This window comes from Paracoccus sp. (in: a-proteobacteria) (assembly GCF_046289755.1).
Taxonomy (GTDB): domain Bacteria; phylum Pseudomonadota; class Alphaproteobacteria; order Rhodobacterales; family Rhodobacteraceae; genus Paracoccus.
Genome location: NZ_JBKBVD010000019.1, coordinates 36,857 through 63,272, shown reverse-complemented (window position 1 = coordinate 63,272; position 26,416 = coordinate 36,857). Strand labels below are relative to the sequence as shown.

Genomic DNA, 26,416 nt, shown 5'->3' with positions numbered 1-26,416 from the left:
GCGGTCCATCAGCGCGCGCAGGGGGATGGCGCCCAGATCGTCGGGGCGGACCATGGCCAGCGCGCCGCCGAAACGGCCGATGGGGGTGCGGATATAGTCGCAGATGAACACGTCGGTCATGCAAGATCCTCGGGGGCGGTGATGTCGGTGACGGGGCCGTCCAGATGCAATCTGGCGCCGGTGACAGCCTGCAGGTCGTCAAAGGACAGCCCGGCCAGCTTTTCGCGCAGGACAAAGCGCCCGTCCTGAATGTCGATCACCGCAAGGCTGGTATAGACGCGGGTGACGCAGGCCAGCCCGGTCAGCGGCAGGGTGCAGGCCTCGACCAGCTTGGGCGCGCCGTCGCGGGTGGTGTGATCGGTGATGACGGCGACCTGCCGCGCGCCATGGACCAGATCCATCGCGCCGCCGACCGCCGGAATGCCACCGCGCCCGGTCGACCAGTTCGCCAGATCGCCATTCTGCGCCACCTCATAGGCGCCCAGAATCGCCACATCCAGATGGCCGCCGCGCACCATGGCAAAGCTGTCGGCATGGTGAAAGAACGCCGTGCCGGGCTGGACCGTCACGGCCTTTTTCCCGGCATTGATCAGATCCCAGTCCTCGAGCCCCGGCGCGGGGGCGGCGCCGAAACCCAGAATGCCGTTTTCGGTGTGAAAGATCGCCTGACGGCCCTCGGGCTGAAAGCGGGCGACCATCTCGGGCAGGCCGATGCCAAGGTTCACATAGGCGCCGTCGGTGATGTCCTGGGCGGCGCGCCATGCCATCTGGGCGGGGGAAAGACGGGTCATGCTTGCACCTCTGGATAGCGCGCACCGGCGCGGTTCAGGTCTTCTTCCTGCGCGGGGGCGGGCACCTCGATCAGCGCCTGCACGAAGATGCCGGGGGTCACGACCGTCTCGGGGTCGATGCCGCCGGGTGCTTCCAGAGACCGCACCTGCACGACGGTATGGCGGGCCGCCGCGCACATCAGCGGGCCGAAATTGCGCGCGGCCATGCGATAGGTCAGGTTGCCGAGCGTGTCGCCCCGGTCCGCCTTGACCAGCGCCACATCGGCGCGCAGCCAGCGTTCCTGCACGTAATCGCGCCCCTCGAATGTGGCGACCGGCTTGCCCTCGGCCAGTGTCGTGCCAAGGCTGGTGGGGGTGTAAAACGCCGGGATGCCCGCCCCGCCTGCGCGGATGCGTTCGGCCAATGTGCCCTGCGGCACGACCTCCAGCTCGATCCGGCCCGCCTTGTAGGCCTCGGTGAAGGCCACCGGATCGGCCGAGCGGGGGAAGGAGCAGATCAGTTTCGCCACCATGCCGCGTTCGATCAGGGCTGCCAGACCCACATGGCCGTTGCCCGCATTGTTGTTGATCACGGTCAGCCCGGTCGGGTGGCCGGTGGCGACATGGCGGTCGATCAGCGCGTGGATCAGCTCGATCGGGGCGCCCGAGCCGCCGAAACCGCCGATCATCACCACCATGCCATCCTGAATCCCGGCCACGGCATCCGCCAGCGACGCACAGGTCTTGTCCATCAGACTCCCCTCCTTGCAGGTTCGTTGCTTTCTAGGCGCGGGCGCGGGCTGGCGTCGATTCATTTCGTGCGCTATGGTAACTTTGTTCGCATATCGCACATTCGGGAGAGAGGGCGCATGACACAGTCCCGCGACATCATCGGCGGTCTGGCCAAGGGTCTGGCGGTGATCGAGGTGTTCAGCGCCGAGCATCCGCGCCTCAGCGTGGCCGAGGCGGCGGCGGGGGCGGGGCTGGACCGGGCCACGGCGCGGCGCTGCCTGCTGACGCTGGCCCATCACGGCTATGCCGATTACGACGGCAAGTATTTCACCCTGACGCCGCGCGTGCTGCGGCTGGGCACCGGCTGTCTGGCGACGATGCCGCTGCCGCAGATCGTGCAGCCGCATCTGGACCGGCTGTCGGACCGGATCGGGGAAAGCACGTCCGTTTCGGTGCTGGACGGGGCCGAGATCGTCTATGTCGCCCGCGCCGCGCAACGCAAGCTGATGGCCATTGCGCTGATGCCGGGATCGCGGCTGCCCGCGCATTGCACCTCGATGGGTCGCGTGCTGCTGGCGGCGCTGCCCGAGGATGACTGCCGTGATCTGCTGGCGCGCCACCCGCCCGTGGCGCGCACGCCGCGCACGATCACCGACCCCGGGGCGGTGCTGGCGCAGATCGCGCAGGTCCGCGCGCAGGGCCATGCGCTGATAGATCAGGAGGTCGAGACGGGGCTGTGTTCCATCGCGGTGCCCTTGCGCTCGGGGCGCGGGCGGGTGGTGGCGGCGCTGAATTGCGGGATGGCGGCGGCGCCCGACGCGCTGGAGCGGCTGCGCGCGGTGGTGCTGCCGCAGCTGGAGGCGCTGGCGCAGGATCTGCGCGGTGTGCTGCCCGGTTGAGGCATCGGGCGGGTGCATAATAGTTATTGACCATAACTATTATGCACCATATCAAAAATGGGCAGGAGGGACCGATGACGAATCAACCCGAGGCCCATGGCGACGATCAGACCTCTGCCGGTGTGAAGGACAGCGTGCTGGGCCATCTGATCGGATACCGGCTCAAGCGGGCCTATATGCAGCTTTTGCCCGCCGCACAGCGGGCGCTGGCCACCGAGGATCTGCGGGTCGTCAGCTTTTCCTGCCTGTCCATCATCACCGACAATCCCGGCATCGTGCAGTCGCAGCTGGCTGATGCGCTGCAGATGGAACGCTCGAACCTTGTCGTCATCATCGACGAGCTGGAAGAACGCGGGCTGATCGGGCGCAAGAAGGTGCCCTCGGACCGCAGGCGCTATGCGCTGACCGCGACCCTGCGGGGCCGCCATCTGCGCGATCGTGCCGCCGCGAAACTGGGTCAGGCCGAGGATCACATCCTTGGCCGGCTGGAGGACGACGCCCGCAGCCATCTGATCGCCGTGCTGGAACGGCTGGAGCGCGCGGGCTGAACGATACCGCGCGGGGAAGAGGAGCCCCGCCATACCGTCAGGGAGGATACCATGAAGACGCAGATTTCTGTGATTGCACTGGCATGTTCATTCGCCGGTCTTGCCGCGCCCGCTTTGGCCGACACGATCCGCGCCACCTCGGCCTTTGGCCCCAACCATGCGGTCGCGCGCAACGTCTATCCGACGATGTTCGCGAGGCTGGAGGCGCTGACGGACGGGCGCTGGACCGGGCAGGACACGCCCTCGGGGCTGGTCGCGCCGACCGAGATGTCGACCGCGCTGCGCGATGGCGTCAGCGATTTCGGGCCCCTGCTGATGCCCTATTTCATCGCCGAATACCCCGATGCGGCGATGGTGTCGGAACTGTCGATGCTGGGCAGCAGCGCGCCGGTCGTGTCCTCGGCGGTGACCGAATATATCGTCACCTGCGCGCCCTGTCAGGCTGAATTCAGCCGCAACGGGCAGGTTTATCTGGGCTCGGACGCGACGCCGCTCTATCAGCTGATGACCACGCGGCCCGTGGCGTCGGTCGCGGATATGCGCGGGCTGAAGCTGCGCAGCGGATCGCCCTTTTACGCGGCCTTCATCGAAAGCCTTGGCGGGGTGGCGGTGCAGATGCCCTCATCCGAGCTGTTCGAAAGCCTCAGTCAGGGCGTGATCGAGGGCACGTTCAGTTCCCCGCACGAGATCATCGCGAACCGCCTTGGCGATGTGATCGGCCATGTCACCGAGATTGATCAGGGCACCTTCAACGCCGCCGCCATCGCCACCGCCAGCCGCATGCTGTGGGACCGCATGAGCGTCGAGGACCGCGCGGCCCTTGCCCGCGCAGCCCAAGAGGGGGTGGCCGCAGGCATGGCTGCCTTTGACGAACAGATCGCGCAGATCCGCGCCGAAGAGATGGTCGATTTCCTCACCCCCGATGCCGATCTGATCGCCGCCCGCGACGCCTTCAACGCCGACCGGCTGGCCAATGCCGCCGCCATTCTGGAGGCGCGCGGGGTCGAGGACGCGCAGGCCAAGATCGACCGCTATGTCGCGCTGATCGCGAAATGGGAGGGGCTGATCACCCCCGGCATGTCCGTCGAAGACCTGGGCGCGCTGCGCGAGCGGGAAATCTGGTCGGGCGTCGATCTGGCAAGCTACGGGCAATGAGCCTGCGGGCGGATCGGAGGGTCGGATGCTGAAGGGGATCGAAACCGCGATTGCGCGGGTCAGCATGGTCGCGGGCGGGCTGGTCCTGCTTGCGATGATGGCGCAGGTCGTGATTGACGTGGCAATGCGCAGCCTGCTGGGCGCGGGCTTTCCGGCCACGTCCGATCTGGTCAGCAAATACTACATGGTCGCGGTCAGCGTGCTGCCGCTGGCCCTGACCGAACTGAAGCGCCGCCATATCGAGGCGACGGTGTTTACCCAGTCGCTGACCGGCCCGGCGCTGCGCGCGGTGCAGTTGCTGGGCTTTCTGGCCTTTGGCGCGGTTCTGGCGGCGCTGGTCTGGGGCTCGGGCGGCGAGGCCGTCCGCCACATGCAGCGCGGCACCTATATCGAGGCGGGCACGATCCGTTTCGTCACCTGGCCCAGCTACTGGATTCTGCCGGTGTCCTTCGCGCTGGCGCTGGTGGTGATCGCGATCCGCATCTTCGAGGTGCTGACCGGCCGCTTTGGCGAGAACGGGCCGGACCCGCTGGTCCCTGCCGGGAGGGATGCGTGATGGATCCGGTCACGATCGGCCTTCTGGCGCTGGTGGCTCTGCTGGTGCTGATTGCGGTGCGGGTGCCCATCGCGGTGGCCCTGATCGGCGTGTCCTTTCTGGGCATCTGGGCGGTGGCGGGGCTGCGCCCGGCGATGTCGATGCTGTCGACGATCCCCTATACCACCTCGGCCAGCTGGACGCTGTCCTCGATCCCGATGTTCCTGCTGATGGGCTATATCGCCTATCATTCCGGCCTGACGCGCGGGCTGTTCGAGGCCGCGCGGGTCTGGTGGGGCTGGATGCCCGGCGGGCTGGCGATCGCCTCGCTGGCCGGGGCGTCGGGCTTTGCGGCGGTGTCGGGATCGTCCGTCGCCTGCTCGGCGGCCATCGGGCGGATCGCGGTGCCGGAAATGGCGCGGCAGGGATATGACCTGCGCATCGCCACCGGCGCCGTGGCCGCAGGCGGCACGATCGGCGCGCTGATCCCGCCCTCGATCATCCTGATCCTGTTCGGGATTCAGGCCGAGGTCTCGATCAACGACCTGTTTCTGGGCGGGCTGTTTCTGGGGCTGGCCTCGCTGGCCTTCTACATCATGGCGGTGCTGGCCGTCTGGTGGCGCGACCCCTCGCGCCTGCCCCGCGCGCCCGCCTATACGATGGGCGACCGTTGGGCCAAGACCTTTCAGATCTGGCCGGTGCTGCTGCTGATCGGCGCCGTCTTTGGCGGGCTGTTCTCGGGCATCTTCACCGCAACCGAGGCGGGGGCGTTCGGCAGCTTTGTCGCGCTGCTGCTGGGGATCGCGCGCCGCACGCTCAGTTGGGAGGGCTTCAAGGAAAGCCTGCTGGACACGCTGCTGGCGGGGGGCGCGCTGTTCATCATCGCCATCGGCGCCAACCTGTTCACCCGGCTGGTGGCGATGTCGGGCCTGTCCGCGCAGATGGGTCTGTTCGTCGAGGGGCTGGGTCTGGGCACCTTCGCGCTGCTGCTGGCCATCGTTGTGATCTATCTGATCCTGGGCATGTTTCTGGAACCCATCGGGGCGCTGCTGCTGACCCTGCCGCTGTTCCTGCCGATTCTGGCGCAGCATGGCGTGGACAAGCTGTGGTTCGGCCTGCTGGTCGCCAAGCTGCTGGAGATCGGGATGATTACGCCGCCGGTGGGGCTGAACGTCTTCGTCATCCATTCGGTCGCGCGCGATTATGTGCGGCTGGAGCAGATATTCGCCGGCATCGTGCCGTTCATTCTGGCCGATCTGGCGCTGGTGGCCTGCCTGCTGGCGCTGCGCGGCTTCATGTAGGGAAAAGGGGCAAGACCCATGCAGATTTCGGATCAGATTGCGCTGGTGACGGGGGCGGCCAGCGGGCTGGGCTGCGCCACCGCCGAACGGCTGGCCGCCGCAGGCGCGCGCGTCGTGGTGCTGGACCGCGACCCGGAGGCCGCCGACCGGGTGGCCGCCGGGATCGGCGGCCTTGGCGTGGCGGCGGATGTCTCGGATGCGGGCGCGGTCGAGGCGGCCTTTGCCCGCGTGCTGGCGCAGTGGGGCACGCCGCGCATCGTGGTCAACTGCGCGGGCATCGGCACGGCGGCGCGCATCCTGCCCCGCGACGGCAGCCTCAGCCTTGAGGTGTTCGAGCGCACGCTGCGGGTGAACCTGTTCGGCAGCTATGTCGTGCTGAGCCATGCGGCCCGCGCCATGGCCGCGCTGCCGGTGCTGGACGCGGATGGCGCGCGCGGGATCGTGGTCAACACCGCCTCGGTCGCGTGGCAGGACGGGCAGATCGGGCAGGCCGCCTATGCGGCCTCCAAGGGCGGCATCGCCTCGCTGACCCTGCCCGCCGCGCGGGAACTGGCCCGCGTCGGCATCCGCGTGATGACGCTGGCGCCCGGCCTCTTCGAGACCGCCATGAGCGCGGGCCTGCCGCCTGATGCCCGTACCGCGCTGGAGGCCGGGCTGCCCTTTCCCGCCCGCATGGGCCAGCCCGACGAATTTGCCCATATGGTGCAGGCCGTGATCGAGAACCCGCTGATGAACGGCGAGGTGATCCGCATCGACAGCGCCGTGCGCCTTGCCCCCAAATGAACGAGGATTCCATGACCGCAAACCCCTATCTGACCACCGAAACCGACGGCCCGATCGCCACGATCACCCTGATCCGCACCGCCAAGCGCAATGCCATCAGCGACGGGCTGATCGCCGCGCTTGAGGGCGCCTATGCGGGCCTGCCCGCTGACGTGCGGGTGGTGATCCTGACCGGGGCGGGGGGGCATTTCTGCGCCGGGCTCGATCTGGCCGAACATATCAGCCGCAGCGCCGAAGAGGGCGTGCACCATTCGCGCAACTGGCACCGGGTGATGGACACGGTCCAGTTCGGCGGGCGGGTGACCGTCTCGGCCATGACCGGGGCGGTGATCGGCGGCGGGCTGGAACTGGCCGCCGCGACCCATGTCCGCATCGCCGAGCCTTCGGTCATGTTCCAACTGCCCGAGGGGCGGCGCGGCATCTTTGTCGGTGGCGGCGCCTCGGTCCGGGTGGGGCGCATCATCGGCGCCGACCGCATGACCGAGATGATGCTGACCGGGCGCAAATATGGCGCCGATGACGGGCTGCGGCTGGGGCTGGCGCATTACAGCGTGGCCGAGGGCGAGGGGCTGCCGCTGGCGCGCACACTGGCGGCCGAGATTGCGGGCAACGCGCCGATGTCGAATTACTTCATGGTGCAGGCGATCAGTCGCATCAACGACATGTCGCGTGCCGACGGGCTGTTCACCGAAAGCCTCTGTGCGGCCCTGTCGCAGACCACCCCCGACGCGCAGGAAGGTCTGCGCGCCTTTCTGGAAAAGCGCCCGCCGGTCTTCCGCTGAGCCGCCAACAGGAGAGAGAGATGCAGAATATCGACTTTGCCAAGGTCCGCGCCATCGACTTTCACACCCATGCCGAGGAATCCTGCGGCTGCCATGCCGATGACGGCTATGACGACCTGCAATCCAGCATGGCGAAATATTTCGGCGCGCCCTGGGCGCATCCGCCCACCATCGACCAGACCGCCGCGCATTACCGCGAAAAGAACATCGCCGCCGTGATCTTTCCCGTCGATGCCGAACGCGAGACCGGCTATCGCCGTTACAACAATTACGAGGTGGCCGAGGCCTGCGCGAAACATGACGACATCCTGATCCCCTTCGCCTCGATCGACCCGGCCAAGGGCAAGCTGGGCGCCCGCGAGGCCCGCGATCTGGTCGCCAATCACGGCGTGCAGGGCTTCAAGTTCCACCCCACGATGCAGGGCTTTTATCCCAACGACCGCATGGCATGGCCGCTCTATGAGGCGATTGCCGAAAGCGGCAAGCCGGCGCTGTTCCATACCGGCCAGACCGGGGTGGGCTCGGGGATGCGGGGCGGCAACGGGATGCGGCTGAAATTCTCGAACCCGATGTTCATGGACGATCTGGCGGTCGATTTTCCCGACATGCCGATCATTCTGGCGCATCCCTCGTTCCCCTGGCAGGAAGAGGCGCTGGCCGTGGCCCAGCACAAGCCCAATGTCTATATCGACCTGTCTGGCTGGTCGCCGAAATATTTCCCCAAGATCCTGATCCAATACGCAAACACGATTCTCAAGCACAAGATGCTGTTCGGCAGCGACTGGCCGATGATCGCGCCCGACAAATGGCTGGACGCCTTCGACAAGGCCGAGTTTCGCGACGAGGTGCGCCCGCTGATCCTGAAAGACAACGCCCTGCGCCTGCTGGGGATCACGGCTTGATCCCCTTTGCCGCGCCGGTGGAGGATATTCTGGCCAGTCTGGAGATGTTCGCGGGTGATGTGCCGGGCTTTGACCCCGGTCTGACCCGCGAGGTGGTGCAGCATTTCGCGGGCTTTGCGGCGGGCGTGCTGGCGCCCCTGACCGGCCCCGGTGACCGGCAGGGCTGTCGGCTGGACCACGGTCGCGTGCGCATGCCCGATGGCTATGCCGAGGCCTATCGCCAGCTGGCCGCAGGTGGCTGGCAGGGCCTGACCGCGCCGGAGGCGCAGGGCGGGCAGGGCATGGACCACCTGACCGCCGCCGCTGTGACCGAGGTCTTCGCAGGCGCCAATCACGCGCTGCAGATGCTGGCGGGGCTGGTGCCCGGCGCGATCCAGACCTTGCTGGCCCATGGCAGCGCCGATCAGCAGGCGCGGTTCATCCCGCCCCTGATCTCGGGTCAGGCGCTGTCGACGATGTGTCTGACCGAGGCGGGCGCGGGCTCGGACCTGTCGCGCATCCGCTGTGCGGCGCGGCATGACGGCGCGGGCTGGCGGATCACGGGGCAGAAGATATTCATCTCGGGCGGCGATCAGGACATGTCGCAGGCCATCCTGCATCTGGTGCTGGCCCGCACCGGCACGCCCGAGGATGGTGTGCATGGCCTGTCGCTGTTTCTCTGCCCCTCTGATCGGGACGGCGCGCGCAATGCCATCACCGTCACCCGGATCGAAGAAAAGCTGGGCCTGCATGCCTCGCCCACCTGCCAGATGGAGTTCGACGGCGCCCATGCCGAAGTGATCGGCGCCGAGGGGCAGGGGCTGCGCGCGATGTTCACGATGATGAACCACGCCCGGCTGGATGTCGCACTGCAGGGCGTCGGCCACGCGGCCCGCGCCCATGCGATTGCGCGGGCCTATGCGGCGGACCGCCAGCAGGGGCGGCGCCCCGATGGCACGCCCGCGGTGCTGGCTGATCACCCCGATGTGCAGCGGATGCTGACCGCGCAGCATCACGATGCCCGCATCGCGCGGGCCATGTGCCATATCGCGCTGGCCGAGATGGCGCGCGGCGACCGGCCCGCGCTGGTCGGGCTGCTGACGCCTCTGTGCAAGATCACCGGCACCGAAGCGGGCATCCGCGGCGCCGATCTGGGCATCCAGATCCTTGGCGGCTATGGCTATCTTGAGGAATACGGCATGGCGCGGGTCTGGCGCGACGCGCGGATCACCTCGATCTATGAGGGCGCGAACGGCATCCACGCGCTGACCCTGACCACGCGCGGCCTGCGACATCAGGACGGCGCCGCGATTGGCCAGATGGTCGCGCTGACCGCGCAGCTGGCCCCCGGCGATGCGGCAGTCGCGGCGCAGGCAGAGGCGTGGCAGGCCCGCGCCCGCGATCTGGCCGCCATGGCCGATGTGCGGGCCGAGGCGCATGAGTTCGCCGCGCAAACCGGCGATCTGCTGGCGCAGGCCATCGGGGTCCGGCTGCGGGGCCGGACCCCCTGAGCGCAGGGCCTCAGGGCAGGGTCACCACCCCCGCCCCGCCCTCATGCAGCTGTGCCACCAGTGCGGGGCGGTGCATCAGCACCGCGCGCTGGTTGACCGAGCCCTTGTCGGTGACCTCGCCCGCCGCCGGGTCCAGCGGATCGGCCAGCCACATCGCGCACATGACCCGCGTGGACGACCCCGTCGCACGGGCCGCGAATTCGGCCAGCCGCGCGCGCAGCAGCTCGGTCAGGCGCGGGTCGTCCAGCGCCGTGCCTGGGCCGAACAGCCGCGCGATCTCGGGCAGACCCGGCACCAGCAGCGCGCCGATCCGGGGCTGGTTCTCGCCGGTCAGCACCGCGTCCTGCGCCAGCCCGCCCAGAGCATCGACCAGCGCCGCCCGCAGCGGCCCGACCGCGACCCAGGTGCCGGTGTCCAGCTTGAAATTCTCGGCCGTGCGCCCGTCGAACACGAAACCTTGCGCGGGATCGTCCGGGTCAACCGGGCGCAGCGCGTCGCCCATGCGGTAAAAGCCTTCCTCGTCAAAGGCGGCGGCGGTCAGATCGGGCGCGCGCCAGTAGCCGGGGGTGATATTGGGGCCTTTCAGCCGCAGCTCCATCTTGCCGGTATGGGGCACCAGCTTCATCACGACGCCCCGCGCGGGCAGGCCGATATTGCCCGGCCCCGCGACATCGCGGACCGAGGCCAGCGCGAAAGGCCCGGTCTCGGTCGCGCCCAGCCCGCTGCCCATCAGCGTGCGCGCCCCCGTCGCCGCCACCGACAGCGCCTGCAGCCGGTCCCATGTCCGCAGCGACATGCCCGCGCCCGCATACATCACCATCTTCAACCGGCTGAAGAACCGGTCGCGCAGCGCCGCATCCGCCTCCATCGCGTCGCACAGCGCGTCAAAGCCGGTCGGCACGTTGAAATACCAGCTGGGCGCCACCTCGCGCAGGTTGCGGATCGTCTCGGCCATGCCCCTGGGCGTGGGCTTGCCCGCATCGACATGAAAGGTGCCGCCGAAATGGATCGCCATATTGAAGACCTTGGACCCCGAGGCGACGTGATTCCACGGCGCCCAATCGACAAAGACCGGCGGTTCCTCGGTCAGAAAGCGGTAGCAGTCGGCGATCATCGCCTGATTGGCGCACAGCATCCGCTGCGTCTGGATCACCGCCTTGGGCGCGCCCGTCGTGCCCGAGGTGAACATGAATTTGGCGATGCTGTCGGGCGTCAGCGCGGCATGGGCCTGATGGACCTGCGCGCGCGCGGGGGCATCGGGGATCTGCTCCAGCACGGGCAGGCCGGGCAGCAGATCGCGCGCGATCCGGGCCAGCGCGGGGTCGGGGGCATAGACCGCGCCCGGCGTGATCTGCGCCGCGATCCCCGCCAGCTTGTCGCCGCCGCCAAACTGCGCATAGGCGGTCGAGACCGCAGCCGAAGGCACGCCCGCATGCTGCGCGCCAAGCGCCATCAGCGCATGTCCGATGCTGTTGCCGTCAAGGATCACCAGCGGCCGCTCGACCGACAGCCCCAGATCCAGCAGCGCCTGACCGATGCGCGGCAGCCGGTCGGCCAGCGCGCCATAGCTGACCTCATCCCAGGTCCCGGCGCCGTTGCGTTCGGCCATCCAGATGCGCGCGGGCGCGGCCTGCGCCCAGTGGCTCACCCGGTCCGACATGTGCCGCGCGGGTGGGTCCAGCGGCTCGGCCTGCCAGATGATCTGGCTGCCATCGGCGCGCATCTCGCGGTGCAGTTGCGGTGTCCAGACGGCGACCGGACGCAGCGGGTGACAGGCGGCCCGGCCGGTGCCGGTCGGTTCATGGCTCATGGATTTTCCTCCGTTGCGGCATGGCCGCGGCTCCCACCCCCGATTTTAGTTTCCACGGATAATATTTACAACATTTTTGTAGTCGCGTATCGCAGGTATATGACAGCAAAGGGGCCGCGCATGACACAGAACCGGATCCGCCACATCCGCCACCATCAGGCCGGGCGCGGATGACCCGCGCGCCCTTTGACCAGATCGAGTTGGGCGGGCTTGCGGCCTCGCTGGGGTTTCTGCTGCGGATCGGGCAGCTGGAGGCGTTCAATGCCTTTTTCGACCGTTTCGCGGGGCAGGATCTGCGGCCGGGCGAGTTTTCGGTGATGTGGGTGATCGGCCTCAATCCCGGCCTGCGGCAGGGTGATCTGGCGCATGCGCTGCGGATCAAGCCCGCGCATATGACCAAGATCATCCGCAGGCTTGAGGAATCGGGCCGCGTGGCGCGCAGCATTCCCGAAGCCGACCGACGCTCGGTTCATCTGCGGCTGACCTCGCAGGGCTGCACCTTCATCCGCGGTCACGAGGCGGCGTTTTTCGGACAGGACGCCTATTTCACCCATTCGCTGACCTCGCAGGAAGAGGCCGATCTGGTCCGGCTGCTGCGCAAGCTCACCGGGCTTTCGTAAGTCACCGGGCTTTCGCAAGTCACCCCGCTTCAATAAGCGTCCGCAACCGGCGCACGGCGCTGTCGGGCGTGGTCACGACCGGGCAGTCATGTTCCGCCCGCAGCGCCGGGGCGGCGCGCGCCAGACTGAACTGGCCCAGCAGCAGCAGATCCTGCGCGCCCAGATCGCGGCAGGCGGCCAGCACCGCGGCATCATGCCCCTGCGCATCGCCCGCTTTCAGCGCCGCCAGCGCGCCGTCTGCCAGAACCGGCGTGATCTGGACCTTGCGCCCCGCCGCATCGGCCATCTGCTGCAGCTCCGCCATCAGCGCGGGCAGCGAGGGCGGAAAGGTCACCACCAGCGCGATCCGGCGACCCGTCTCCAGCGCCTCGGCAAAGGCGGCCTCGTTGGGGCGCAGCACCGGGATGGGCAGCGCGGCGCGCACCGCATCAATCGCGGGGCCAAAGGCCGAGCAGGTGAACAGCACCGCGCGCGCGGGCGTGGCGCCGCTGCCCGCCGCCGCATAGCGGCCAAGCGTCAGAAAGCGGTCGGTCATCGCCTGATCCAGCCGCCCCGCCGCCGCCAGATCTGCCGACAGCGAGGCGTCCAGCAGATCGGTGGTCTGCGCCTCGGGCCACAGGCGCGCAAAGGCGGCCCGGATCGGCGCCACCGATTCCTCCAGCGCGTGAATCAGGGCGATGCGGGGGGCAGGGGTCATGGGCGGGCCTTTTCGTGATCGCAATTATGGTGACGATGTTTGTATGTATAGCTGGCTTCCTACCGGAATAAACAAAAAACTTGCAAAATGCGATCGCAAAAAATACCGATGGGCAAACGCCCCGCAGGGGGCCAGGCCAGAGGAACCTCACCATGTCGGACATCTGCCCCAATCTGATCGGCGGCGCGTGGCGCAGCGCCCCGGACCTGACCGGAAACCGCAACCCTTCGGACCCGTCCGACCTGATCAGCCGCCATGCCCGCGCCACCGCGCCCGATCTGGACGACGCGGCGCAGGCGGCCCATGCGGCGGCCCCGGCATGGGCCGAGGCCTCGCCGCAGGTCCGCGCCGATCTGCTGGACCGCATCGCGACCGCCATCACCGCGCAGGAAGCCGCGCTGGCGCATATGCTGGCGCGCGAGCAGGGCAAGGTGCTGCCCGACGCGCTGGCCGAGACGCGCCGCGCCGCCCATGTCTTTCGCTTTTTCGCAGGCGAGGCGCTGCGGATGCGCGGCGAGGCGCTGGCCTCGGTCCGCGCCGGCGTCGATGTCGAGATCACGCGAGAGCCTCTGGGCGTCGTCGGCCTGATCACGCCGTGGAATTTCCCGATCGCGATCCCGGCCTGGAAGATCGCGCCCGCTTTGGCCTATGGCAATGCGGTGATCCTGAAACCGGCAGAGCTGACGCCGGGCACGGCATGGATGCTGGCGCGGATCATCCATGAGGCGGGCTGCCCGGCGGGGGTGTTCAATCTGTTGGTCGGGCCGGGCCGCGTGCTGGGGCAGGCGATGGTCGATGATCCGCGGATTGCCGGGATTTCGTTCACCGGCTCGGTGCCGGTGGGGCGCGGGCTGGCGCAGGGCTGCGCGGGCGCGATGAAGAAGGTCCAGCTGGAGATGGGCGGCCGCAACCCGATGATCGTCATGGACGATGCCGATCTGGAGGTGGCGGTGGCGGCCTGCCTGAACGGCGCCTATTTCCAGACCGGGCAGCGCTGCACGGCCTCGTCGCGGCTGATCGTGCAGGCGGGCATCCATGACCGCTTTGTTGCGGAACTGACCCGCCAGATGCAGGCCCTGCGGGTCGGCCCGGCGCTGGACGCGGGCAGCCAGATCGGCCCCGTCGCCAGCGAGGGCCAGCTGCGCAGCAATCTGGATTACGTGGCGCTGGCCCGGTCCGAGGGCTGCGAGGTGATCGGCGGCGATCATCTGGACCTGCCGACCGAGGGGTATTTTCAGGCGCCCGCCCTGTTTCTGGGCGCCCGAAACGACATGCGCAGCGCGCGCGAGGAAATCTTCGGCCCCTGCGCCAGCGTGATCCGCGTCGACGATTTCGATCAGGCGCTGGCGGTGGCCAATGACACCAGCTTTGGCCTGTCCTCGGGGATCTGCACCACCAGCCTGCGCCATGCGCGCGAATTCCGGCGCCGCTCGGCGGCGGGGATGGTGATGGTGAACCTGCCCACGGCGGGGGTGGATTACCACGTGCCCTTTGGCGGGCGAAAGGGCTCCAGCATGGGGTCGCGCGAGCAGGGCAGCATGGCGGCCGAGTTCTATACCTCGGTCAAGACGGCCTACGTTTTCGCGGGCTAGGCGCGGCGGCCAGCAGGTCGCGCCCCGCCAGCGTCAGCCCGTCGCGGATGTCCGACTGCAGCGCCGCCGTCAGCGCATCGGCGTCGCGCAGGCGCAGCGCGGTCAGGATCTGCTTGTGGTGATCGACGCTGTAATGATGCTGCGCCACGGCCATCAGCTGACGCTGGAATGGTCCCAGCTGCAGCCAGATGCTGTCGATCAGCGCCATGACGGCGTGATCGGGGCAGGCGCAATACATCGCGCGGTGAAAGGCGTGGTTCTGCCGGGTCATGCCCACCGCCTCGCCCTGCCGGGCCAGATCGTCCAGATCGGCGTCGATGGCCGTCATCTGATCAATCACATGGTCCGAGATATGGGGCAGGCAGCGCCGCGCCGCATGGGTTTCCAGCGCCACGCGCAGCTGCACCAGATCGTCGAACCGCCCCGGCGTCATCACCGGCACGCGCAGGCGGCGATTCTCCAGCACCTCGATGGCGTTTTCCGAGGACAGGCGGCGGATCGCCTCGCGCACCGGGGTCTGGGACAGGCCCAGCTGATCGGCCAGCCCGCGGATGGTCAGCTTGTGCCCCGGCGGCAGCGCGCCGGTCATGATCGCTGTGCGCAGGCGCAGATAGGTATGTTCCTGCGTCGTCATCTCATCGTCGGGATCAAGAGGCGGGAGGTCGGTGACGGGAAGGTCCATCGGAATGCCTTGCATGGGGTTGACCGATCATAGCGGTCGTGCCGCTTGACACAAGGCTGTCATGATGTATCAATCATTCAAACGCTATCACATTATGACCACCGCAACCCCGAAAGGTGCCCGATGAACGCGATGTCCAAGCCCTATGCCGGCACCGGCGCCCATGTTGGCAGCCTTTATGCCGCCACCGCCAATCCCACGCGGGTCCGGCCCGCGCTGGCGGGCAGCCATCAGACCGACATCTGCGTGGTGGGGGCGGGCTTTACCGGCCTGTCGACGGCGCTGCATCTGGCGGAAAAGGGCTATAAGGTCACCATCGTCGAGGGCGCGCGGGTCGGCTGGGGCGCCTCGGGGCGCAATGGCGGGCAGATCGTGAACGGGCTGAATGCCAGCCTGTCCAAGATCGGCCGCCAGTTCGGCACCGACACCGCCCGCTTTGTCGCAGGTCTGGTGACCGAGGGCGGCGACATCATCCGGTCCCGCGTCGCGAAATACGCCATCAACTGCGATCTGAAGCAGGGCAATATCCTGACCGCCATTTCCGCCGCCGACATGAAGGAGCTGGAGGGCCGTCAGCGGCTGTGGGAAAGCTATGGCATCACCTGTCAGCAGATGCTGGGTCCGGATCAGATCCGCCAGCATATCGGCTCTGACATGTATATCGGCGGCCAGCTTGACCATAAGGGCGGCCATATCCACCCGCTCAATCTGGCGCAGGGCGAGGCCGAGGCGTTCGAGGCCAACGGCGGCACCATCTTCGAGATGTCACCGGTCACCTCGGTCGAGACGACCGGCCCGACCCCGGTGGTGCAGACCGCGCAGGGCCGGGTCGAGTGCAAGACGCTGGTTCTGTGCGGCAATGCCTATCTGGGCGATGTGGTGCCGACGCTGACATGGCGCGTGATGCCGGTGACGACGCAGATCATGGCGACCCGGCCCCTGTCGCCCGAAATGGCCGCGCGCCTGCTGCCCACCGACCATTGCGTCGAGGATATTCGTTACATCCCCGACTATTACCGCCTGTCCGCGGACAAAAGGCTGCTGATCGGCGGCGGCTCGGTCTATGGCGGGGTCGATGATCTGAACATCCAGACCAAGCTGCGCCGCAATCTGTATCGCATCTTCCCCGAGCTGCGCGGCATCGAGGTCGAGTATAGCTGGAGCGGCAATTTCGCCCTGTCCTTTACCCGCGTCCCGCAGATGGGCCGGATCGGCGCCAATACCTATTTCGCGCATGGCTATAGCGGCCATGGCGTCACCGGCACCCACACCTTCGGGCGCATCCTGTCCGAGGTGATCGACGGCGATCAGACCCGGTTCGACATGTTCGCGGGCCTACCCTGGTATCCCTTTCCCGGCGGGCGCACCTTCCGCGTGCCCTATTCGGTGATGGGCTCGTGGTATTACGCCCTGCGCGACAAGCTGGGCATCTGAACAATCCATAAAAAGCCCGGCTGCGACCCCGCAGGGGCGACGGACCGGGCGCTTCCCCCCAACGGAGAGACCCATGACCCGATCCTGCGCCCTCATGCTGGCCCTGATGACGACGACCGCCCATGCCCAAAGCACACAGCTGAACGTCTATAACTGGTCCGACTATATCGCCGACAGCACCGTGCCGGATTTCCAGTCCGAGACCGGCATCAGCGTCAATTACGACGTGTTCGACGCCAATGAGGTGCTGGAGGCGAAGCTGCTGACCGGATCGACCGGCTATGACGTGGTGGTTCCCTCGGTCGAGTTCATGGCGCGGCAGATCCAGGCGGGCGTGTTCATGCCGATCGACAAGGACAAGCTGTCGAACTACGCCAATCTGGACCCGCAACTGCTGGCGGCGCTGGAGACGAACGATCCGGGCAACACCTATGGCGTGCCCTATCTGATGTTCTCGACCGGCTTGGGCTATGACATCGACAAGGTCGGGGCGCGGATTGACGCGGAGAAGATCGGCAGCTGGGACATGGTGTTCGACCCCGAACTGTCGGCGAAACTGGCCGATTGTGGCATCGCCGTGCTGGACAGCCCGACCGAGGTGGTGGCCGCCGCGCTGAACTATCTGGAACTGGACCCCTCGTCCGAGGATCAGGGCGATCTGGACCGCGCGATGGAGCTGCTGGGGGGGCTGCGCCCGCATCTGCGCTATTTCAATTCCTCGCAATATCTCAGCGATCTGGCGAATGGCGAGGTCTGCGTGGTGATCGGCTATTCCGGCGACGTGCTGCAGGCCCGCGACCGCGCCGACGAGGCCGGGCAGGGCATCCGCATCGCCTACTCCATCCCGCCCGAGGGCGCGCAGCTGGGCTTTGACATGCTGGCGATCCCGGCCGATGCCCCGAACCCCGACAACGCGCTGGCCTTCATCGACCACCTGCTGCGCCCCGAGGTGGCCGCTGCCCTGACCAATGCGGTCTATTACGCCAACCCCAATATGGCCGCGACGCCGCTGGTCGACCCGGAGGTGGCGGGCGATCCGGGCATCTATCCGGCGGATGCGGTGCGCGCCAAGCTGTTCACCCTGCGTCCGCATACGCCGCGCTATGACCGGCTGCTGACGCGGGCCTGGACGACGCTGAAGACCGGGCGGTGAGCGGCATGCCGGCGCCTGCCCCCGACCCGCACCCCTTTCTGCGCATTCAGAACGTCTCCAAACGCTTCGGCACGGTCATGGCGGTCGATGACGTGTCGCTGGACATCGCGCAGGGGGAACTGTTCTGCCTGCTGGGCGGGTCGGGCAGCGGCAAATCCACGCTGCTGCGCATGCTGGCGGGGTTCGAGGAGGTCAGTTCTGGCCGGATCAGCATCGACGGGCAGGATATGACCGCGATGCCCCCCGACCGTCGCCCCACCAATATGATGTTCCAGTCCTACGCGCTGTTCCCGCATATGAGCGTGGAACGCAACATCGCCTATGGCTTGCACCGCGACGGCCGCCCCAAGGACGAGATCCGCGACCGGGTCGCCGCCATGCTGGCGATGGTGCAGATGTCGGATTACGCGGCACGCAAGCCGCATCAGCTGTCGGGCGGCCAGCGCCAGCGGGTCGCGCTGGCCCGCGCGCTGGTGAAAAAGCCCAAGCTGCTGCTGCTGGACGAACCCCTTGGCGCGCTGGACAAGAAGCTGCGCGAGGAAACCCAGTTTCACCTGCTGGAGATCCAGAAAACCCTTGGCATCACTTTCCTGATCGTCACCCATGATCAGGACGAGGCGATGACCCTGTCCTCGCGCGTGGGGGTGATGACAGACGGGCGCATCGTGCAGACCGGCACCCCGCGCGAGGTCTATGAATATCCGCAAAGCCGCTTTGTCGCGGGCTTCATCGGGTCCGTGAACCTGTTCGAGGGCCGCATTTCGGAGGACGAGGTCGATCATGTCGTGATCACCTGCGACCGGACCGGCGCGCAGATCATGGTGGCGCATGGGATGGCCTGCACCATGGGCCAGCGGGCGGCGGTGGCGATCCGCCCCGAAAAGATCACCCTGTCGTGCAGCCCCTTGCCCGATCTGCCAAACCGCCTGACCGGCACGGTCGAGGGGGTCGGCTATCTGGGCAACCTGTCGGTCTATCGCGTGGCGGTCGCGGGGGGGATGGTGCTGCGGGTGGCGCAGTCGAACCGCACCCGCGCGGGCGATGATCTGCCGCAGACGGGCGATGCGGTCCATCTGGGCTGGGGCGGCAGCGATGCCGTGGTGTTGCTGACATGAGGGCGCCGTGGCTGCGCCGACATGGCCGGGCGGCGGTGATCGCGGTGCCGATGATCTGGCTGGGGCTGTTCTTTCTGATCCCGTTTCTGGTGGTCGCCAAGATCTCTCTGTCCGAGCCCGCCATTGCCCAGCCCCCCTTTCTGCCGATCTGGGAATGGGCGCAGGGGGTGCTGTCGATTGATCTGAATTTCGCCAGCTATCAGTTCCTGCTGGACGATCCGCTGTATCTGGCGGCCTATCTGGAATCGCTGCGCATCGCGGGTCTGGCGACGATCTGCGCGCTGCTGATCGGCTATCCGATGGCCTGGATGATCGCGCGCGCCCCCGAGGGACGCCGCAATCTGCTGCTGATGCTGGTGATCCTGCCCTTCTGGACCTCGTTCCTGCTGCGGGTCTATGCGTGGATCGGGTTTCTGCGCTCCAATGGCGTCATCAACAACATGCTGATGAAGCTGGGGCTGATCGACCAGCCGCTGGTGCTGCTGCAGACCGATTTCGCGGTGCTGATCGGGATCGTCTATACCTATCTGCCCTTCATGATCCTGCCGCTATACGCCAATCTGGTGAAGCTGGATCAGTCCTGTCTGGACGCCGCCGCCGATCTGGGCGCGCGCCCCGCGACCGTGTTCCTGACCGTCACCCTGCCCATGTCAAAGGCGGGGATTCTGGCGGGCTCGATGCTGGTCTTTATCCCGGCGGTGGGCGAATTCGTGATCCCGGCCCTGCTGGGCGGGCCGGACACGCTGATGATCGGCGCGGTCCTGTGGAACGAGTTCTTCTCGAACCGCGACTGGCCGATGGCCTCGGCGGTGGCGATTGTCATGCTGGTGGTGCTGGTCGTGCCGATCATGGTGCTGCGCCGCGCGCAGGAACGGGGAGAGGGGGCATGATGCGCCGGTCACGCATCGCCCTGATCGCGGGGCTGCTGGGGTTTGCGTTTCTCTATGCGCCGATCCTGTCGCTGATCATCTTCAGCTTCAACGACTCGCAGCTGGTGACGGTCTGGGGCGGGTTCTCGACCCGCTGGTATGGCGAATTGCTGCGCGATCCGCAGATCCTGTCGGCGGCCTGGCTCAGCCTGCGGGTGGCGTTCTTCAGCGCCACGATCGCGGTGGCGGTGGGCACGCTGGCGGCGCTGGCGCTGGTGCGGTTCCCGCGCTTTCGCGGGCGTCCGCTGCTGGGGGCGATGATCACCGCGCCGCTGGTCATGCCCGAGGTCATCATCGGGCTGTCGCTGCTGCTGCTGTTCGTCAGCCTGCAGGGGCTGACCGGCTGGCCGGGGCAACGCGGCATGCTGACCATCATCACCGCGCATGCGACCTTTGGCGCGGCCTATGCGACGGTGGTGATCCAGTCGCGGCTGGCGGGGATGGATGACGCGCTGGAAGAGGCCGCGCGCGATCTGGGCGCGGGGCCTGCGCGGGTGTTCTTTGACGTGACCCTGCCGGTGATCGCGCCGGCGCTGCTGTCGGGCTGGCTGCTGGCCTTCACGCTCAGCCTTGATGATCTGGTCGTGGCCAGTTTCGTGTCGGGGCCGGGGGCATCCACCCTGCCGATGGTGATCTTTTCCAAGGTCCGGCTGGGGGTCAGCCCCGATGTCAACGCGCTGGCCACGCTGATGATCGCGGCCGTGGCAGTGGGGGTGCTGGCCGTCGCCCTGATCAGTGCCCGCAGCGGGCGGCGCTAGTCCGTCCCGGCGCAGTCATGCGCCAGACGGGTCAGCAGCTCCAGCGCCGGGTCCGGGGGGCTGGCCTGCCGCCGGGTCAGCCCCACCGCGCCGGTCAGAAAGCCCGCGCCGGTCGGCCATGCGATCAGCTGGCCCCGCTCCAGCTCATCCGCGACCACGCCCTGCGAGATGAACCACAGCGCGTCCGAGCCCGCCAGAATGCCGCGCCCCACGGCCAGCGCCGCGGTCTCGAAGGCGGGGTGCAGCGCCGACAGGTTGCGCGCCAGCAGATAGTCGCCCACCGCGCGGCGGATCAGCGCGTCCTGCGGCGGCAGGATCAGCGGGCAGGCGGCCAGCGCCTCGACCGCCGGGCGGCCCGCCATCGGATGGCCCGCGCGCGAGACCAGCACGATCTGATCCTCATAGAGATGATCGAACCGCAGCCCGGCCAGATCGGCGGCGGCAGGCATGCGCCCGATCATCAGATCAATCCCGCCCGCGCGCAGCAGGGCGGTCAGATGCGGATGCGGCCCCGTCTCGACCGCCAGCGTCACCTGCGGCGCCAGCTGCCGGAACCGCAGCGCGATGCGCGGAAACAGCCGCGTCGCCGCCGTGGGCAGGATGCCGACCCGCAGCCGCCCCCCCGGCGCATCCGCGCGCAGGGCGGCGGCACCCGCCTCCAGCGCCTGCATGGCGGTGGCGGCATGGGCGCGGAACAGCGCCCCCGCCTCGGTCAGGATAAGGCGGCGGCGCTCGCGCAGGAACAGGCGGGTGGCCAGCAGCGCCTCCAGTTCCGCCAGACTGCGGCTGAGGGCGGGCTGCGTGATCCCCTGCGCGCGGGCCGAGGCCGACAGGTTGCCGCTGGCCGCGATGTCCAGAAAGGCGCGGATATGGCGCAGCTTGACGCCCGGATGCATAATCATATCGGCATCAACTGCGGCTGAATTTGCATTATGACCCCCGTTTCCGCCATGCTAGATTATGGACCGGAGGAGTTCACATGCAAGCCCTGATGCGTCCCTACGGCGCCCTGCATTACCTTCTTGACGGCCCCCTGGGCGCGCCGGTGGTGCTGATGGCCAATTCGCTTGGCACCGACCTGCGCCTGTGGGACGCGGTGCTGCCGCTGTTGCCGCAAGGTCTGCGCTATCTGCGCTATGACAAGCAGGGGCACGGGCTGTCGGCCCTGGGTCGCGCTGACCGGATCGAGGATCACGCCGCAGACGCCGCCGCGCTGATCGCGGCGGTGGGCGGCCCCGTGGTCATGGTCGGCCTGTCCATTGGCGGGCTGATCGCGCAGCGGCTGGCCGCCGACCGGCCCGATCTGGTCCGCGCGCTGGTGCTGTCGAACACCGCCGCCCGGCTTGGCACTGCCGACAGCTGGCAGGCGCGCATCGACGCCGTGACGGCGGGCGGGCCCGAGGCGATTGCCGACGCGGTGATGGAACGCTGGTTCGCCGCCCCCTTCCGCGCCACGCCCGAACTGGCGCTGTGGCGCGCGATGCTGGCCCGTACCCCGGCTGCGGGCTATATCGCCGCCTGCCGCGCGCTGGCCACGGCCGATCAGACGCAGGCCACGGCGGCTTTGCGCCTGCCGGTGCTGGTGGTGGCAGGGTCCGGGGACGGCGCCTCGCCCCCCGAACTGGTGCGCGCCACGGCGGATCTGATCCCCGGCGCCGCCTTCCACCTGATTGACGGCGCGGGCCATCTGCCCTGTGTCGAGACGCCCACGGCCTTTGCCGCAGCCATCGGCCCCTTTCTGGAAAGCCACGCAAGATGACCGAACTGCCCCCGACCGAGTTGACCGATACCGGCATGGCCACGCGCCGCCGGGTTCTGGGCGCCGCGCATGTCGCCCGCGCCGAGGCGCAGAAGACGCCGTTCGATGCGCCCTTTCAGGCGCTGATCGCCGATGCCGCCTGGGGCCATGTCTGGTCGCGCGGCACGATCCCGCTGCGCGAACGGTCCATGATGACCATCGCGCTGCTGGCGGGTCTGGGCAATGACGGCGAACTGGCGCTGCATCTGCGCGCCATCCCGAACACCGGCACCAGCCGCGACGATGTGATGGAGGCGCTGCTGCATGTCGCCATCTATGCGGGCGTGCCGCGCGCCAATCACGCGATCAAACTGGCGCGCGAGATCTTTGCCGAGGCCGACGAGAAGGGGAGGAACCCATGACACAAGCTCTGTTCCAGCGCGACCGCACCTGGCACCCGCCGGCGCTGGCGCCCGACTATAAAACCTCGGTCGCGCGTTCGCCGCGCCTGCCGCTGCTGTCGATGGAGGGCACGGTGTCGGAGCTGACCGGCCCCCGCTTTGGCCACAGCGACATCGACGCGGGCGATTGCGACCTGATCCGCAACTATGCCACCACGGGCGACCCGGTGGGCGAGCGGATCATCGTCCATGGCCGCGTGCTGGATGAGAACCGCCGCCCCGTGCCCGGCACGCTGGTCGAGATCTGGCAGGCCAATGCGGGCGGGCGCTATCGCCACAAGAAGGACAGCTATCTGGCGCCGGTCGATCCCAATTTCGGCGGCTGCGGGCGCGTGCTGACCGATGCCGAGGGGTATTACGCCTTTCGCACCATCAAGCCCGGTGCCTATCCCTGGCGCAACTGGGTGAACAACTGGCGGCCCGCGCACATCCACTTCTCGGTCTTTGGCCATGCCTTCGCGCAGCGGTTGATCACCCAGATGTATTTCGAGGGCGATCCGCTGATCGCCCGCTGCCCCATCGTCAATGCGATCCCCGATCCGCGCGCGATCGAGGCGCTGATCGCGCCGCTGGACCTCAATGCCGCCGTGCCGCTGGATTGTCTGGCCTATCGCTTTGACATCGTGCTGCGCGGCAGCCGCTCGACCCTGTTCGAGAACCGCCCGGAGGGGAACTGACATGCCGCAATCCTTGGACTATCTGCGCGAAACCCCATCCCAGACGGCGGGCCCCTATGTCCATATCGGGCTGGTGCCGGGGGCGGCTGGCTTTGACATCTATCGCGCCGAGTTGGGGCATTCCGTCGCCGACGACGACATGCCGGGCGCGCGGGTCCGCATTCAGGGCCGCGTCCTTGACGGCATGGGCGCGCCGGTCAAGGATGTGCTGATCGAGGTGTGGCAGGCCGATGCGAGCGGGATCTATCCGGGGCAGGAGGGCTGCGCCGAGGGGTTCAGAGGCTGGGCGCGGGTGGTGCCCGATTTCGACAGCGGCCTATTCGCCTTCGACACGATCCTGCCCGGCGTGGTGCCGGGTCCGGGCGGGCGGATGCAGGCACCGCATCTGTCGCTGTGGCTGGTCTCGCGCGGGATCAATACCGGGCTGCAGACGCGGATGTATTTCGGTGATCAGGACAATGCAGGCGACCCGGTGCTGGCGCTGATCGAGCAACCCCAGCGCCGCGACACGCTGATCGCGGCCCTGCGCGACGGGGTCTATCACTTCGACATCCACCTGCAGGGCGACCGGGAAACGGTGTTCCTTGATGTCTGATCTGTCCCGATATTGCCCGGAGGCGCCATGACCAGCCTTGCCGCGAACCCGATCTATGCCGCCCTGTTCGGTGACCCGCAGACCGAGGCGTTCTTTACCGCCAAGGCCGAACTGGACACCATGATCGCGGTCGAGGCCGCGCTGGCGCAGGCGCAATCCGCGCTTGGCGTGATCCCCTCTGACGCGGGGCCTGCGCTGGCTGCGGCCTGCGAGGGGCTGCGGATCGACGCGGCCGCGCTGGCGCAGGCGACGGCCCAGAACGGCGTGCCGGTGCCCGCGCTGGTCAAGGCGATGCGGGCGCAGATCGACCCGGCGCAGGGGCAGTATCTGCATTGGGGCGCGACCAGTCAGGACATCATGGACAGCGGGCTGGCCCTGCGCCTGCGCCCGATGCTGGATCTGTGGCAGGTGCGGCTGGCAGGCGTGACCGGCCAGCTGGCGGCGCTGGCGGGCGATCATGCCGATCTGCCGATGGCGGCGCGGACCTATGGGCAGGTGGCCACGCCCACCAGCTTTGGCGCGGTCGCGGCGGGCTGGGGCTGGCCGCTGGCGGATCACGCGCGCGGGCTGGACGGCTTGCGCGCGCAGGTTCTGCGCGTGTCTCTGTCGGGGGCGGCGGGCACGCTGTCGGCAATGGGGCCGCAGGGGCCTGCGGTGCGCGCCGGAATGGCTCGGGCGCTGGATCTGGCCGATCCGGGGCGGGGCTGGCACAGCGACCGTTCAGGGCTAGGGCATCTGGCGGATTGGGCGGCGGGGCTGGCCGCGTCGCTTGGCAAGCTGGCCGAGGATCTGCTGCTGATGACCCAGTCGGGCATTGCGCTGGTGCGGATCGACGGGGCCGGGGCATCCTCGACCATGCCGCAAAAGCAGAACCCGGTCGGGCCCTCGGCGCTGGTGGCGCTGGCGCGGCAGGTGATGGGGCTGGCGGCGGTCTTTGGCACGGCGGGCCTGCACCGGCAGGGCCGCGACGGGGCGGCGTGGTTCACCGAATGGCTGACCCTGCCGCAGCTTTGCGTCAGCACCGGCGCCATGCTGCGGCTGACCGCCGATGTGCTGGCGCGCCTGTCGCCCGATCCGCAGGCGATGGCGCGCGATCTGACCGCGAGCCACGGCACCATCCATGCCGAGGCGCTGGCCTTTGCCGTGACCGAAACGGGCGTGCTGGACCGCGTGGCGGCATCTGCGCGGGTCGGCGCGCTGTGCGCTGTGGCCCTGCGCGAGGGGCGCGACCTGCTGGATCTGGCGGGCGCGGAATGGCCGGGCCATGACTGGGCCGCGCTGACCCATGCCCGCGCCCTGGGCTGCGCCCCGGACGAGGCGCGGGCCTTTGCTGCCGCCTATTCCTCCAGCTTGCGGCGATAGCTGCCGGGCGACAGGCCCATGACGGCGCGGAAGCGGCGGTTGAAATAGCTGGGGTCCTGATAGCCCAGCTGATAGGCCACCGCCTGCGCCGACATCCGGGTATAGGCCAGCAGGCGCGCCGCCTCGCGCATCAGATGCGCCTCCAGCAGCGCATGCGGGCTGTGGCCCGTGCGCGCCCGGCACAGCCGCGACAGGTTGCGCGGCGACATGCCCATCGCCTGCGCATAACGGTCGATCGTCCAGTGCTGCGCATGATGGCGTGCGATCAGGTCGGTGAACTGCGCCAGCCTCGGGTCGGTCGGACCCGCGCCGGGCGCATCATCCGCCGCGCGACCCTGAAAGATGTCGCAGAACAGCCCCGCCAGCATCCCCCGCAGCCGCGCGCGGCGCAGGGGGCGGCTGGACTGCCATGCCCCGGCCAGCTGCTCGAAGGCGCGCGACAGAGGGGGCGACGCCGGGGCGATCAGGGTCCGGGCGGTCAGCGCGGCCAGTTCCGCCGGGTCGGCGAACAGATCGGGATGACTGGCGACGGGCAGGGTCAGCACCCAGCCCTCGGTCCCCGCCGCAAAGGCAAAGCCATGCACGACGCCCGGCGGCACGAACAGCAGGCAGGGCAGATCGGGCTGCTGCCCGTCGCCATCCAGCGAAAACATGGCCCGCCCGCGTTCCAGCAGAAACACCTGCGCCAGATGCGCGTGGCGGTGCGGGCTGATGCGCCAGTCGAGGCCCGCCGCACGGTCGCGCACCCGCTCAAGATGCAGGATGTCGGGGAAGGGGGCGCGCTCGCCGTATAGCTGCCAGGCGGGGATGGGGTCGGTCGCGGACATGGCCGGATAGTGCCATGATTTGCCCGCATCGTCCATTCCGTCCAGGGGGCACGGGCCGCTATTCTGAGG

General features: G+C 68.3%; 28 protein-coding genes and 1 pseudogene. 21 read left to right on the top strand and 8 right to left on the bottom strand.

Going from position 1 to position 26,416, the window contains the following annotated elements; all coding sequences use genetic code 11:
• The 3 genes and pseudogenes from ACK41U_RS09285 to ACK41U_RS09275 all read right to left on the bottom strand — a co-directional run.
• Positions 1-120 (bottom strand): annotated as a pseudogene (locus tag ACK41U_RS09285) (3-oxoadipyl-CoA thiolase); the annotation flags it as partial.
• Positions 117-791 (bottom strand): 3-oxoacid CoA-transferase subunit B, encoded by a 675-nt coding sequence (locus tag ACK41U_RS09280; RefSeq protein WP_409678809.1) that lies wholly within the window; start codon positions 789-791, stop codon positions 117-119. The gene ACK41U_RS09280 and the pseudogene ACK41U_RS09285, both read right to left, overlap by 4 nt.
• A complete protein-coding gene (locus ACK41U_RS09275) occupies positions 788-1,522 on the bottom strand; it encodes a 3-oxoacid CoA-transferase subunit A (RefSeq protein WP_409678806.1) in 735 nt (244 codons plus the stop codon). The genes ACK41U_RS09280 and ACK41U_RS09275 overlap by 4 nt, the downstream gene beginning before the upstream one ends.
• Before the next feature lie 117 nt (positions 1,523-1,639).
• Here ACK41U_RS09275 and ACK41U_RS09270 point away from each other — a divergent pair, with 117 nt between their 5' ends.
• From ACK41U_RS09270 to ACK41U_RS09230, 9 genes are all read left to right on the top strand, one after another.
• Positions 1,640-2,401 (top strand): IclR family transcriptional regulator C-terminal domain-containing protein, encoded by a 762-nt coding sequence (locus tag ACK41U_RS09270; protein ID WP_409678803.1) that lies wholly within the window; start codon positions 1,640-1,642, stop codon positions 2,399-2,401.
• Positions 2,402-2,475: 74 nt separating this feature from the next.
• Positions 2,476-2,949, top strand: coding sequence for a MarR family winged helix-turn-helix transcriptional regulator (locus ACK41U_RS09265; RefSeq protein ID WP_409678800.1), 474 nt, complete (start codon positions 2,476-2,478; stop codon positions 2,947-2,949).
• A gap of 51 nt (positions 2,950-3,000) precedes the next feature.
• Positions 3,001-4,104 carry a C4-dicarboxylate TRAP transporter substrate-binding protein gene (locus ACK41U_RS09260; protein WP_409678797.1) on the top strand — a complete coding sequence of 368 codons (1,104 nt, stop codon included), beginning with the start codon at positions 3,001-3,003 and terminating at the stop codon, positions 4,102-4,104.
• A gap of 25 nt (positions 4,105-4,129) precedes the next feature.
• Complete coding sequence (locus ACK41U_RS09255; RefSeq protein WP_409678795.1) at positions 4,130-4,660, top strand: TRAP transporter small permease; 531 nt, start codon at positions 4,130-4,132, stop codon at positions 4,658-4,660.
• Positions 4,660-5,940 carry a TRAP transporter large permease gene (locus tag ACK41U_RS09250; protein ID WP_409678792.1) on the top strand — a complete coding sequence of 427 codons (1,281 nt, stop codon included), beginning with the start codon at positions 4,660-4,662 and terminating at the stop codon, positions 5,938-5,940. The genes ACK41U_RS09255 and ACK41U_RS09250 overlap by 1 nt, the downstream gene beginning before the upstream one ends.
• Positions 5,941-5,958: 18 nt before the next feature.
• Positions 5,959-6,723: an SDR family NAD(P)-dependent oxidoreductase gene (locus ACK41U_RS09245; protein ID WP_409678789.1), complete on the top strand. Its 765-nt coding sequence runs from the start codon at positions 5,959-5,961 to the stop codon at positions 6,721-6,723.
• An 11-nt stretch (positions 6,724-6,734) separates the two neighbouring features.
• Complete coding sequence (locus ACK41U_RS09240) at positions 6,735-7,505, top strand: crotonase/enoyl-CoA hydratase family protein (protein ID WP_409678786.1); 771 nt, start codon at positions 6,735-6,737, stop codon at positions 7,503-7,505.
• A 20-nt stretch (positions 7,506-7,525) separates the two neighbouring features.
• Positions 7,526-8,407 carry an amidohydrolase family protein gene (locus ACK41U_RS09235; protein WP_409678783.1) on the top strand — a complete coding sequence of 294 codons (882 nt, stop codon included), beginning with the start codon at positions 7,526-7,528 and terminating at the stop codon, positions 8,405-8,407.
• Entirely contained in the window at positions 8,404-9,897 is a 1,494-nt protein-coding gene (locus tag ACK41U_RS09230; RefSeq protein WP_409678780.1) for an acyl-CoA dehydrogenase family protein, read from the top strand. The genes ACK41U_RS09235 and ACK41U_RS09230 overlap by 4 nt, the downstream gene beginning before the upstream one ends.
• Before the next feature lie 10 nt (positions 9,898-9,907).
• Here the strand turns inward: ACK41U_RS09230 and ACK41U_RS09225 are convergent, their stop codons facing one another.
• On the bottom strand, positions 9,908-11,707 hold the full coding sequence (locus tag ACK41U_RS09225) for a feruloyl-CoA synthase (RefSeq protein ID WP_409678777.1): 1,800 nt from the start codon (positions 11,705-11,707) through the stop codon (positions 9,908-9,910).
• A 170-nt stretch (positions 11,708-11,877) separates the two neighbouring features.
• Between ACK41U_RS09225 and ACK41U_RS09220 the strand changes: the two genes are divergently transcribed.
• Positions 11,878-12,327: a MarR family winged helix-turn-helix transcriptional regulator gene (locus tag ACK41U_RS09220; protein ID WP_409678774.1), complete on the top strand. Its 450-nt coding sequence runs from the start codon at positions 11,878-11,880 to the stop codon at positions 12,325-12,327.
• Positions 12,328-12,346: 19 nt separating this feature from the next.
• Here ACK41U_RS09220 and ACK41U_RS09215 read toward each other — a convergent pair whose 3' ends face one another.
• A complete protein-coding gene (locus tag ACK41U_RS09215; protein ID WP_409678771.1) occupies positions 12,347-13,024 on the bottom strand; it encodes an aspartate/glutamate racemase family protein in 678 nt (225 codons plus the stop codon).
• A gap of 152 nt (positions 13,025-13,176) precedes the next feature.
• Here ACK41U_RS09215 and ACK41U_RS09210 point away from each other — a divergent pair, with 152 nt between their 5' ends.
• The gene (locus ACK41U_RS09210) at positions 13,177-14,616 is read left to right on the top strand and encodes an aldehyde dehydrogenase family protein (protein ID WP_409678769.1); all 1,440 of its coding nucleotides are present in this window, start codon (positions 13,177-13,179) and stop codon (positions 14,614-14,616) included.
• Here ACK41U_RS09210 and ACK41U_RS09205 read toward each other — a convergent pair.
• On the bottom strand, positions 14,588-15,298 hold the full coding sequence (locus tag ACK41U_RS09205; protein WP_409678767.1) for a GntR family transcriptional regulator: 711 nt from the start codon (positions 15,296-15,298) through the stop codon (positions 14,588-14,590). The genes ACK41U_RS09210 and ACK41U_RS09205 overlap by 29 nt on opposite strands.
• A gap of 123 nt (positions 15,299-15,421) precedes the next feature.
• Here ACK41U_RS09205 and ACK41U_RS09200 point away from each other — a divergent pair, with 123 nt between their 5' ends.
• The 5 genes from ACK41U_RS09200 to ACK41U_RS09180 all read left to right on the top strand — a co-directional run bounded on the left by ACK41U_RS09200 (position 15,422) and on the right by ACK41U_RS09180 (position 20,687).
• Complete coding sequence (locus ACK41U_RS09200; RefSeq protein ID WP_409678764.1) at positions 15,422-16,732, top strand: NAD(P)/FAD-dependent oxidoreductase; 1,311 nt, start codon at positions 15,422-15,424, stop codon at positions 16,730-16,732.
• Between the two features lie 73 nt (positions 16,733-16,805).
• The gene (locus ACK41U_RS09195) at positions 16,806-17,885 is read left to right on the top strand and encodes a polyamine ABC transporter substrate-binding protein (protein ID WP_409678762.1); all 1,080 of its coding nucleotides are present in this window, start codon (positions 16,806-16,808) and stop codon (positions 17,883-17,885) included.
• Positions 17,886-17,890: 5 nt separating this feature from the next.
• Positions 17,891-19,000 (top strand): ABC transporter ATP-binding protein, encoded by a 1,110-nt coding sequence (locus ACK41U_RS09190; protein WP_409678760.1) that lies wholly within the window; start codon positions 17,891-17,893, stop codon positions 18,998-19,000.
• Positions 18,997-19,890, top strand: coding sequence for an ABC transporter permease subunit (locus ACK41U_RS09185; RefSeq protein WP_409678757.1), 894 nt, complete (start codon positions 18,997-18,999; stop codon positions 19,888-19,890). The genes ACK41U_RS09190 and ACK41U_RS09185 overlap by 4 nt, the downstream gene beginning before the upstream one ends.
• Positions 19,887-20,687 (top strand): ABC transporter permease subunit, encoded by an 801-nt coding sequence (locus ACK41U_RS09180; RefSeq protein WP_409678754.1) that lies wholly within the window; start codon positions 19,887-19,889, stop codon positions 20,685-20,687. The genes ACK41U_RS09185 and ACK41U_RS09180 overlap by 4 nt, the downstream gene beginning before the upstream one ends.
• Here ACK41U_RS09180 and ACK41U_RS09175 read toward each other — a convergent pair.
• The gene (locus tag ACK41U_RS09175) at positions 20,684-21,589 is read right to left on the bottom strand and encodes a LysR substrate-binding domain-containing protein (RefSeq protein ID WP_409678751.1); all 906 of its coding nucleotides are present in this window, start codon (positions 21,587-21,589) and stop codon (positions 20,684-20,686) included. The genes ACK41U_RS09180 and ACK41U_RS09175 overlap by 4 nt on opposite strands.
• Positions 21,590-21,666: 77 nt before the next feature.
• Here ACK41U_RS09175 and pcaD point away from each other — a divergent pair, with 77 nt between their 5' ends.
• Genes pcaD through ACK41U_RS09150 form a run of 5 tightly spaced genes read left to right on the top strand, consistent with a single transcriptional unit; the run spans position 21,667 to position 25,520 of the window.
• Positions 21,667-22,446, top strand: coding sequence for a 3-oxoadipate enol-lactonase (gene pcaD / locus ACK41U_RS09170; protein ID WP_409678748.1), 780 nt, complete (start codon positions 21,667-21,669; stop codon positions 22,444-22,446).
• Positions 22,443-22,847: a 4-carboxymuconolactone decarboxylase gene (gene pcaC / locus ACK41U_RS09165; RefSeq protein ID WP_409678745.1), complete on the top strand. Its 405-nt coding sequence runs from the start codon at positions 22,443-22,445 to the stop codon at positions 22,845-22,847. The genes pcaD and pcaC overlap by 4 nt, the downstream gene beginning before the upstream one ends.
• Positions 22,844-23,563, top strand: a complete 720-nt coding sequence (pcaH, locus tag ACK41U_RS09160) for a protocatechuate 3,4-dioxygenase subunit beta (protein ID WP_409678742.1) — start codon at positions 22,844-22,846, stop codon at positions 23,561-23,563. The genes pcaC and pcaH overlap by 4 nt, the downstream gene beginning before the upstream one ends.
• Position 23,564: 1 nt before the next feature.
• Positions 23,565-24,158, top strand: a complete 594-nt coding sequence (gene pcaG / locus ACK41U_RS09155) for a protocatechuate 3,4-dioxygenase subunit alpha (protein ID WP_409678739.1) — start codon at positions 23,565-23,567, stop codon at positions 24,156-24,158.
• A gap of 27 nt (positions 24,159-24,185) precedes the next feature.
• A complete protein-coding gene (locus ACK41U_RS09150; protein WP_409678736.1) occupies positions 24,186-25,520 on the top strand; it encodes a lyase family protein in 1,335 nt (444 codons plus the stop codon).
• On the opposite strand, the gene ACK41U_RS09145 is transcribed toward ACK41U_RS09150, so the two are convergent.
• Positions 25,496-26,383 carry a helix-turn-helix domain-containing protein gene (locus ACK41U_RS09145; protein WP_409678733.1) on the bottom strand — a complete coding sequence of 296 codons (888 nt, stop codon included), beginning with the start codon at positions 26,381-26,383 and terminating at the stop codon, positions 25,496-25,498. The genes ACK41U_RS09150 and ACK41U_RS09145 overlap by 25 nt on opposite strands.
• Positions 26,384-26,416: the final 33 nt, after the last annotated feature.

What these genes read in the sequence shown, in the direction of transcription:
- ACK41U_RS09280 (WP_409678809.1), bottom strand. Translation starts at nt 791, where the DNA reads ATGACCCGTCTTTCCCCCGCCCAGATGGCATGGCGCGCCGCCCAGGAC.
- ACK41U_RS09275 (WP_409678806.1), bottom strand. Translation starts at nt 1,522, where the DNA reads ATGGACAAGACCTGTGCGTCGCTGGCGGATGCCGTGGCCGGGATTCAG.
- ACK41U_RS09270 (WP_409678803.1), top strand. Translation starts at nt 1,640, where the DNA reads ATGACACAGTCCCGCGACATCATCGGCGGTCTGGCCAAGGGTCTGGCG.
- ACK41U_RS09265 (WP_409678800.1), top strand. Translation starts at nt 2,476, where the DNA reads ATGACGAATCAACCCGAGGCCCATGGCGACGATCAGACCTCTGCCGGT.
- ACK41U_RS09260 (WP_409678797.1), top strand. Translation starts at nt 3,001, where the DNA reads ATGAAGACGCAGATTTCTGTGATTGCACTGGCATGTTCATTCGCCGGT.
- ACK41U_RS09255 (WP_409678795.1), top strand. Translation starts at nt 4,130, where the DNA reads ATGCTGAAGGGGATCGAAACCGCGATTGCGCGGGTCAGCATGGTCGCG.
- ACK41U_RS09250 (WP_409678792.1), top strand. Translation starts at nt 4,660, where the DNA reads ATGGATCCGGTCACGATCGGCCTTCTGGCGCTGGTGGCTCTGCTGGTG.
- ACK41U_RS09245 (WP_409678789.1), top strand. Translation starts at nt 5,959, where the DNA reads ATGCAGATTTCGGATCAGATTGCGCTGGTGACGGGGGCGGCCAGCGGG.
- ACK41U_RS09240 (WP_409678786.1), top strand. Translation starts at nt 6,735, where the DNA reads ATGACCGCAAACCCCTATCTGACCACCGAAACCGACGGCCCGATCGCC.
- ACK41U_RS09235 (WP_409678783.1), top strand. Translation starts at nt 7,526, where the DNA reads ATGCAGAATATCGACTTTGCCAAGGTCCGCGCCATCGACTTTCACACC.
- ACK41U_RS09225 (WP_409678777.1), bottom strand. Translation starts at nt 11,707, where the DNA reads ATGAGCCATGAACCGACCGGCACCGGCCGGGCCGCCTGTCACCCGCTG.
- ACK41U_RS09220 (WP_409678774.1), top strand. Translation starts at nt 11,878, where the DNA reads ATGACCCGCGCGCCCTTTGACCAGATCGAGTTGGGCGGGCTTGCGGCC.
- ACK41U_RS09215 (WP_409678771.1), bottom strand. Translation starts at nt 13,024, where the DNA reads ATGACCCCTGCCCCCCGCATCGCCCTGATTCACGCGCTGGAGGAATCG.
- ACK41U_RS09210 (WP_409678769.1), top strand. Translation starts at nt 13,177, where the DNA reads ATGTCGGACATCTGCCCCAATCTGATCGGCGGCGCGTGGCGCAGCGCC.
- ACK41U_RS09205 (WP_409678767.1), bottom strand. Translation starts at nt 15,298, where the DNA reads ATGGACCTTCCCGTCACCGACCTCCCGCCTCTTGATCCCGACGATGAG.
- ACK41U_RS09200 (WP_409678764.1), top strand. Translation starts at nt 15,422, where the DNA reads ATGAACGCGATGTCCAAGCCCTATGCCGGCACCGGCGCCCATGTTGGC.
- ACK41U_RS09195 (WP_409678762.1), top strand. Translation starts at nt 16,806, where the DNA reads ATGACCCGATCCTGCGCCCTCATGCTGGCCCTGATGACGACGACCGCC.
- ACK41U_RS09190 (WP_409678760.1), top strand. Translation starts at nt 17,891, where the DNA reads ATGCCGGCGCCTGCCCCCGACCCGCACCCCTTTCTGCGCATTCAGAAC.
- ACK41U_RS09185 (WP_409678757.1), top strand. Translation starts at nt 18,997, where the DNA reads ATGAGGGCGCCGTGGCTGCGCCGACATGGCCGGGCGGCGGTGATCGCG.
- ACK41U_RS09180 (WP_409678754.1), top strand. Translation starts at nt 19,887, where the DNA reads ATGATGCGCCGGTCACGCATCGCCCTGATCGCGGGGCTGCTGGGGTTT.
- ACK41U_RS09175 (WP_409678751.1), bottom strand. Translation starts at nt 21,589, where the DNA reads ATGATTATGCATCCGGGCGTCAAGCTGCGCCATATCCGCGCCTTTCTG.
- pcaD (WP_409678748.1), top strand. Translation starts at nt 21,667, where the DNA reads ATGCAAGCCCTGATGCGTCCCTACGGCGCCCTGCATTACCTTCTTGAC.
- pcaC (WP_409678745.1), top strand. Translation starts at nt 22,443, where the DNA reads ATGACCGAACTGCCCCCGACCGAGTTGACCGATACCGGCATGGCCACG.
- pcaH (WP_409678742.1), top strand. Translation starts at nt 22,844, where the DNA reads ATGACACAAGCTCTGTTCCAGCGCGACCGCACCTGGCACCCGCCGGCG.
- pcaG (WP_409678739.1), top strand. Translation starts at nt 23,565, where the DNA reads ATGCCGCAATCCTTGGACTATCTGCGCGAAACCCCATCCCAGACGGCG.
- ACK41U_RS09150 (WP_409678736.1), top strand. Translation starts at nt 24,186, where the DNA reads ATGACCAGCCTTGCCGCGAACCCGATCTATGCCGCCCTGTTCGGTGAC.
- ACK41U_RS09145 (WP_409678733.1), bottom strand. Translation starts at nt 26,383, where the DNA reads ATGGACGATGCGGGCAAATCATGGCACTATCCGGCCATGTCCGCGACC.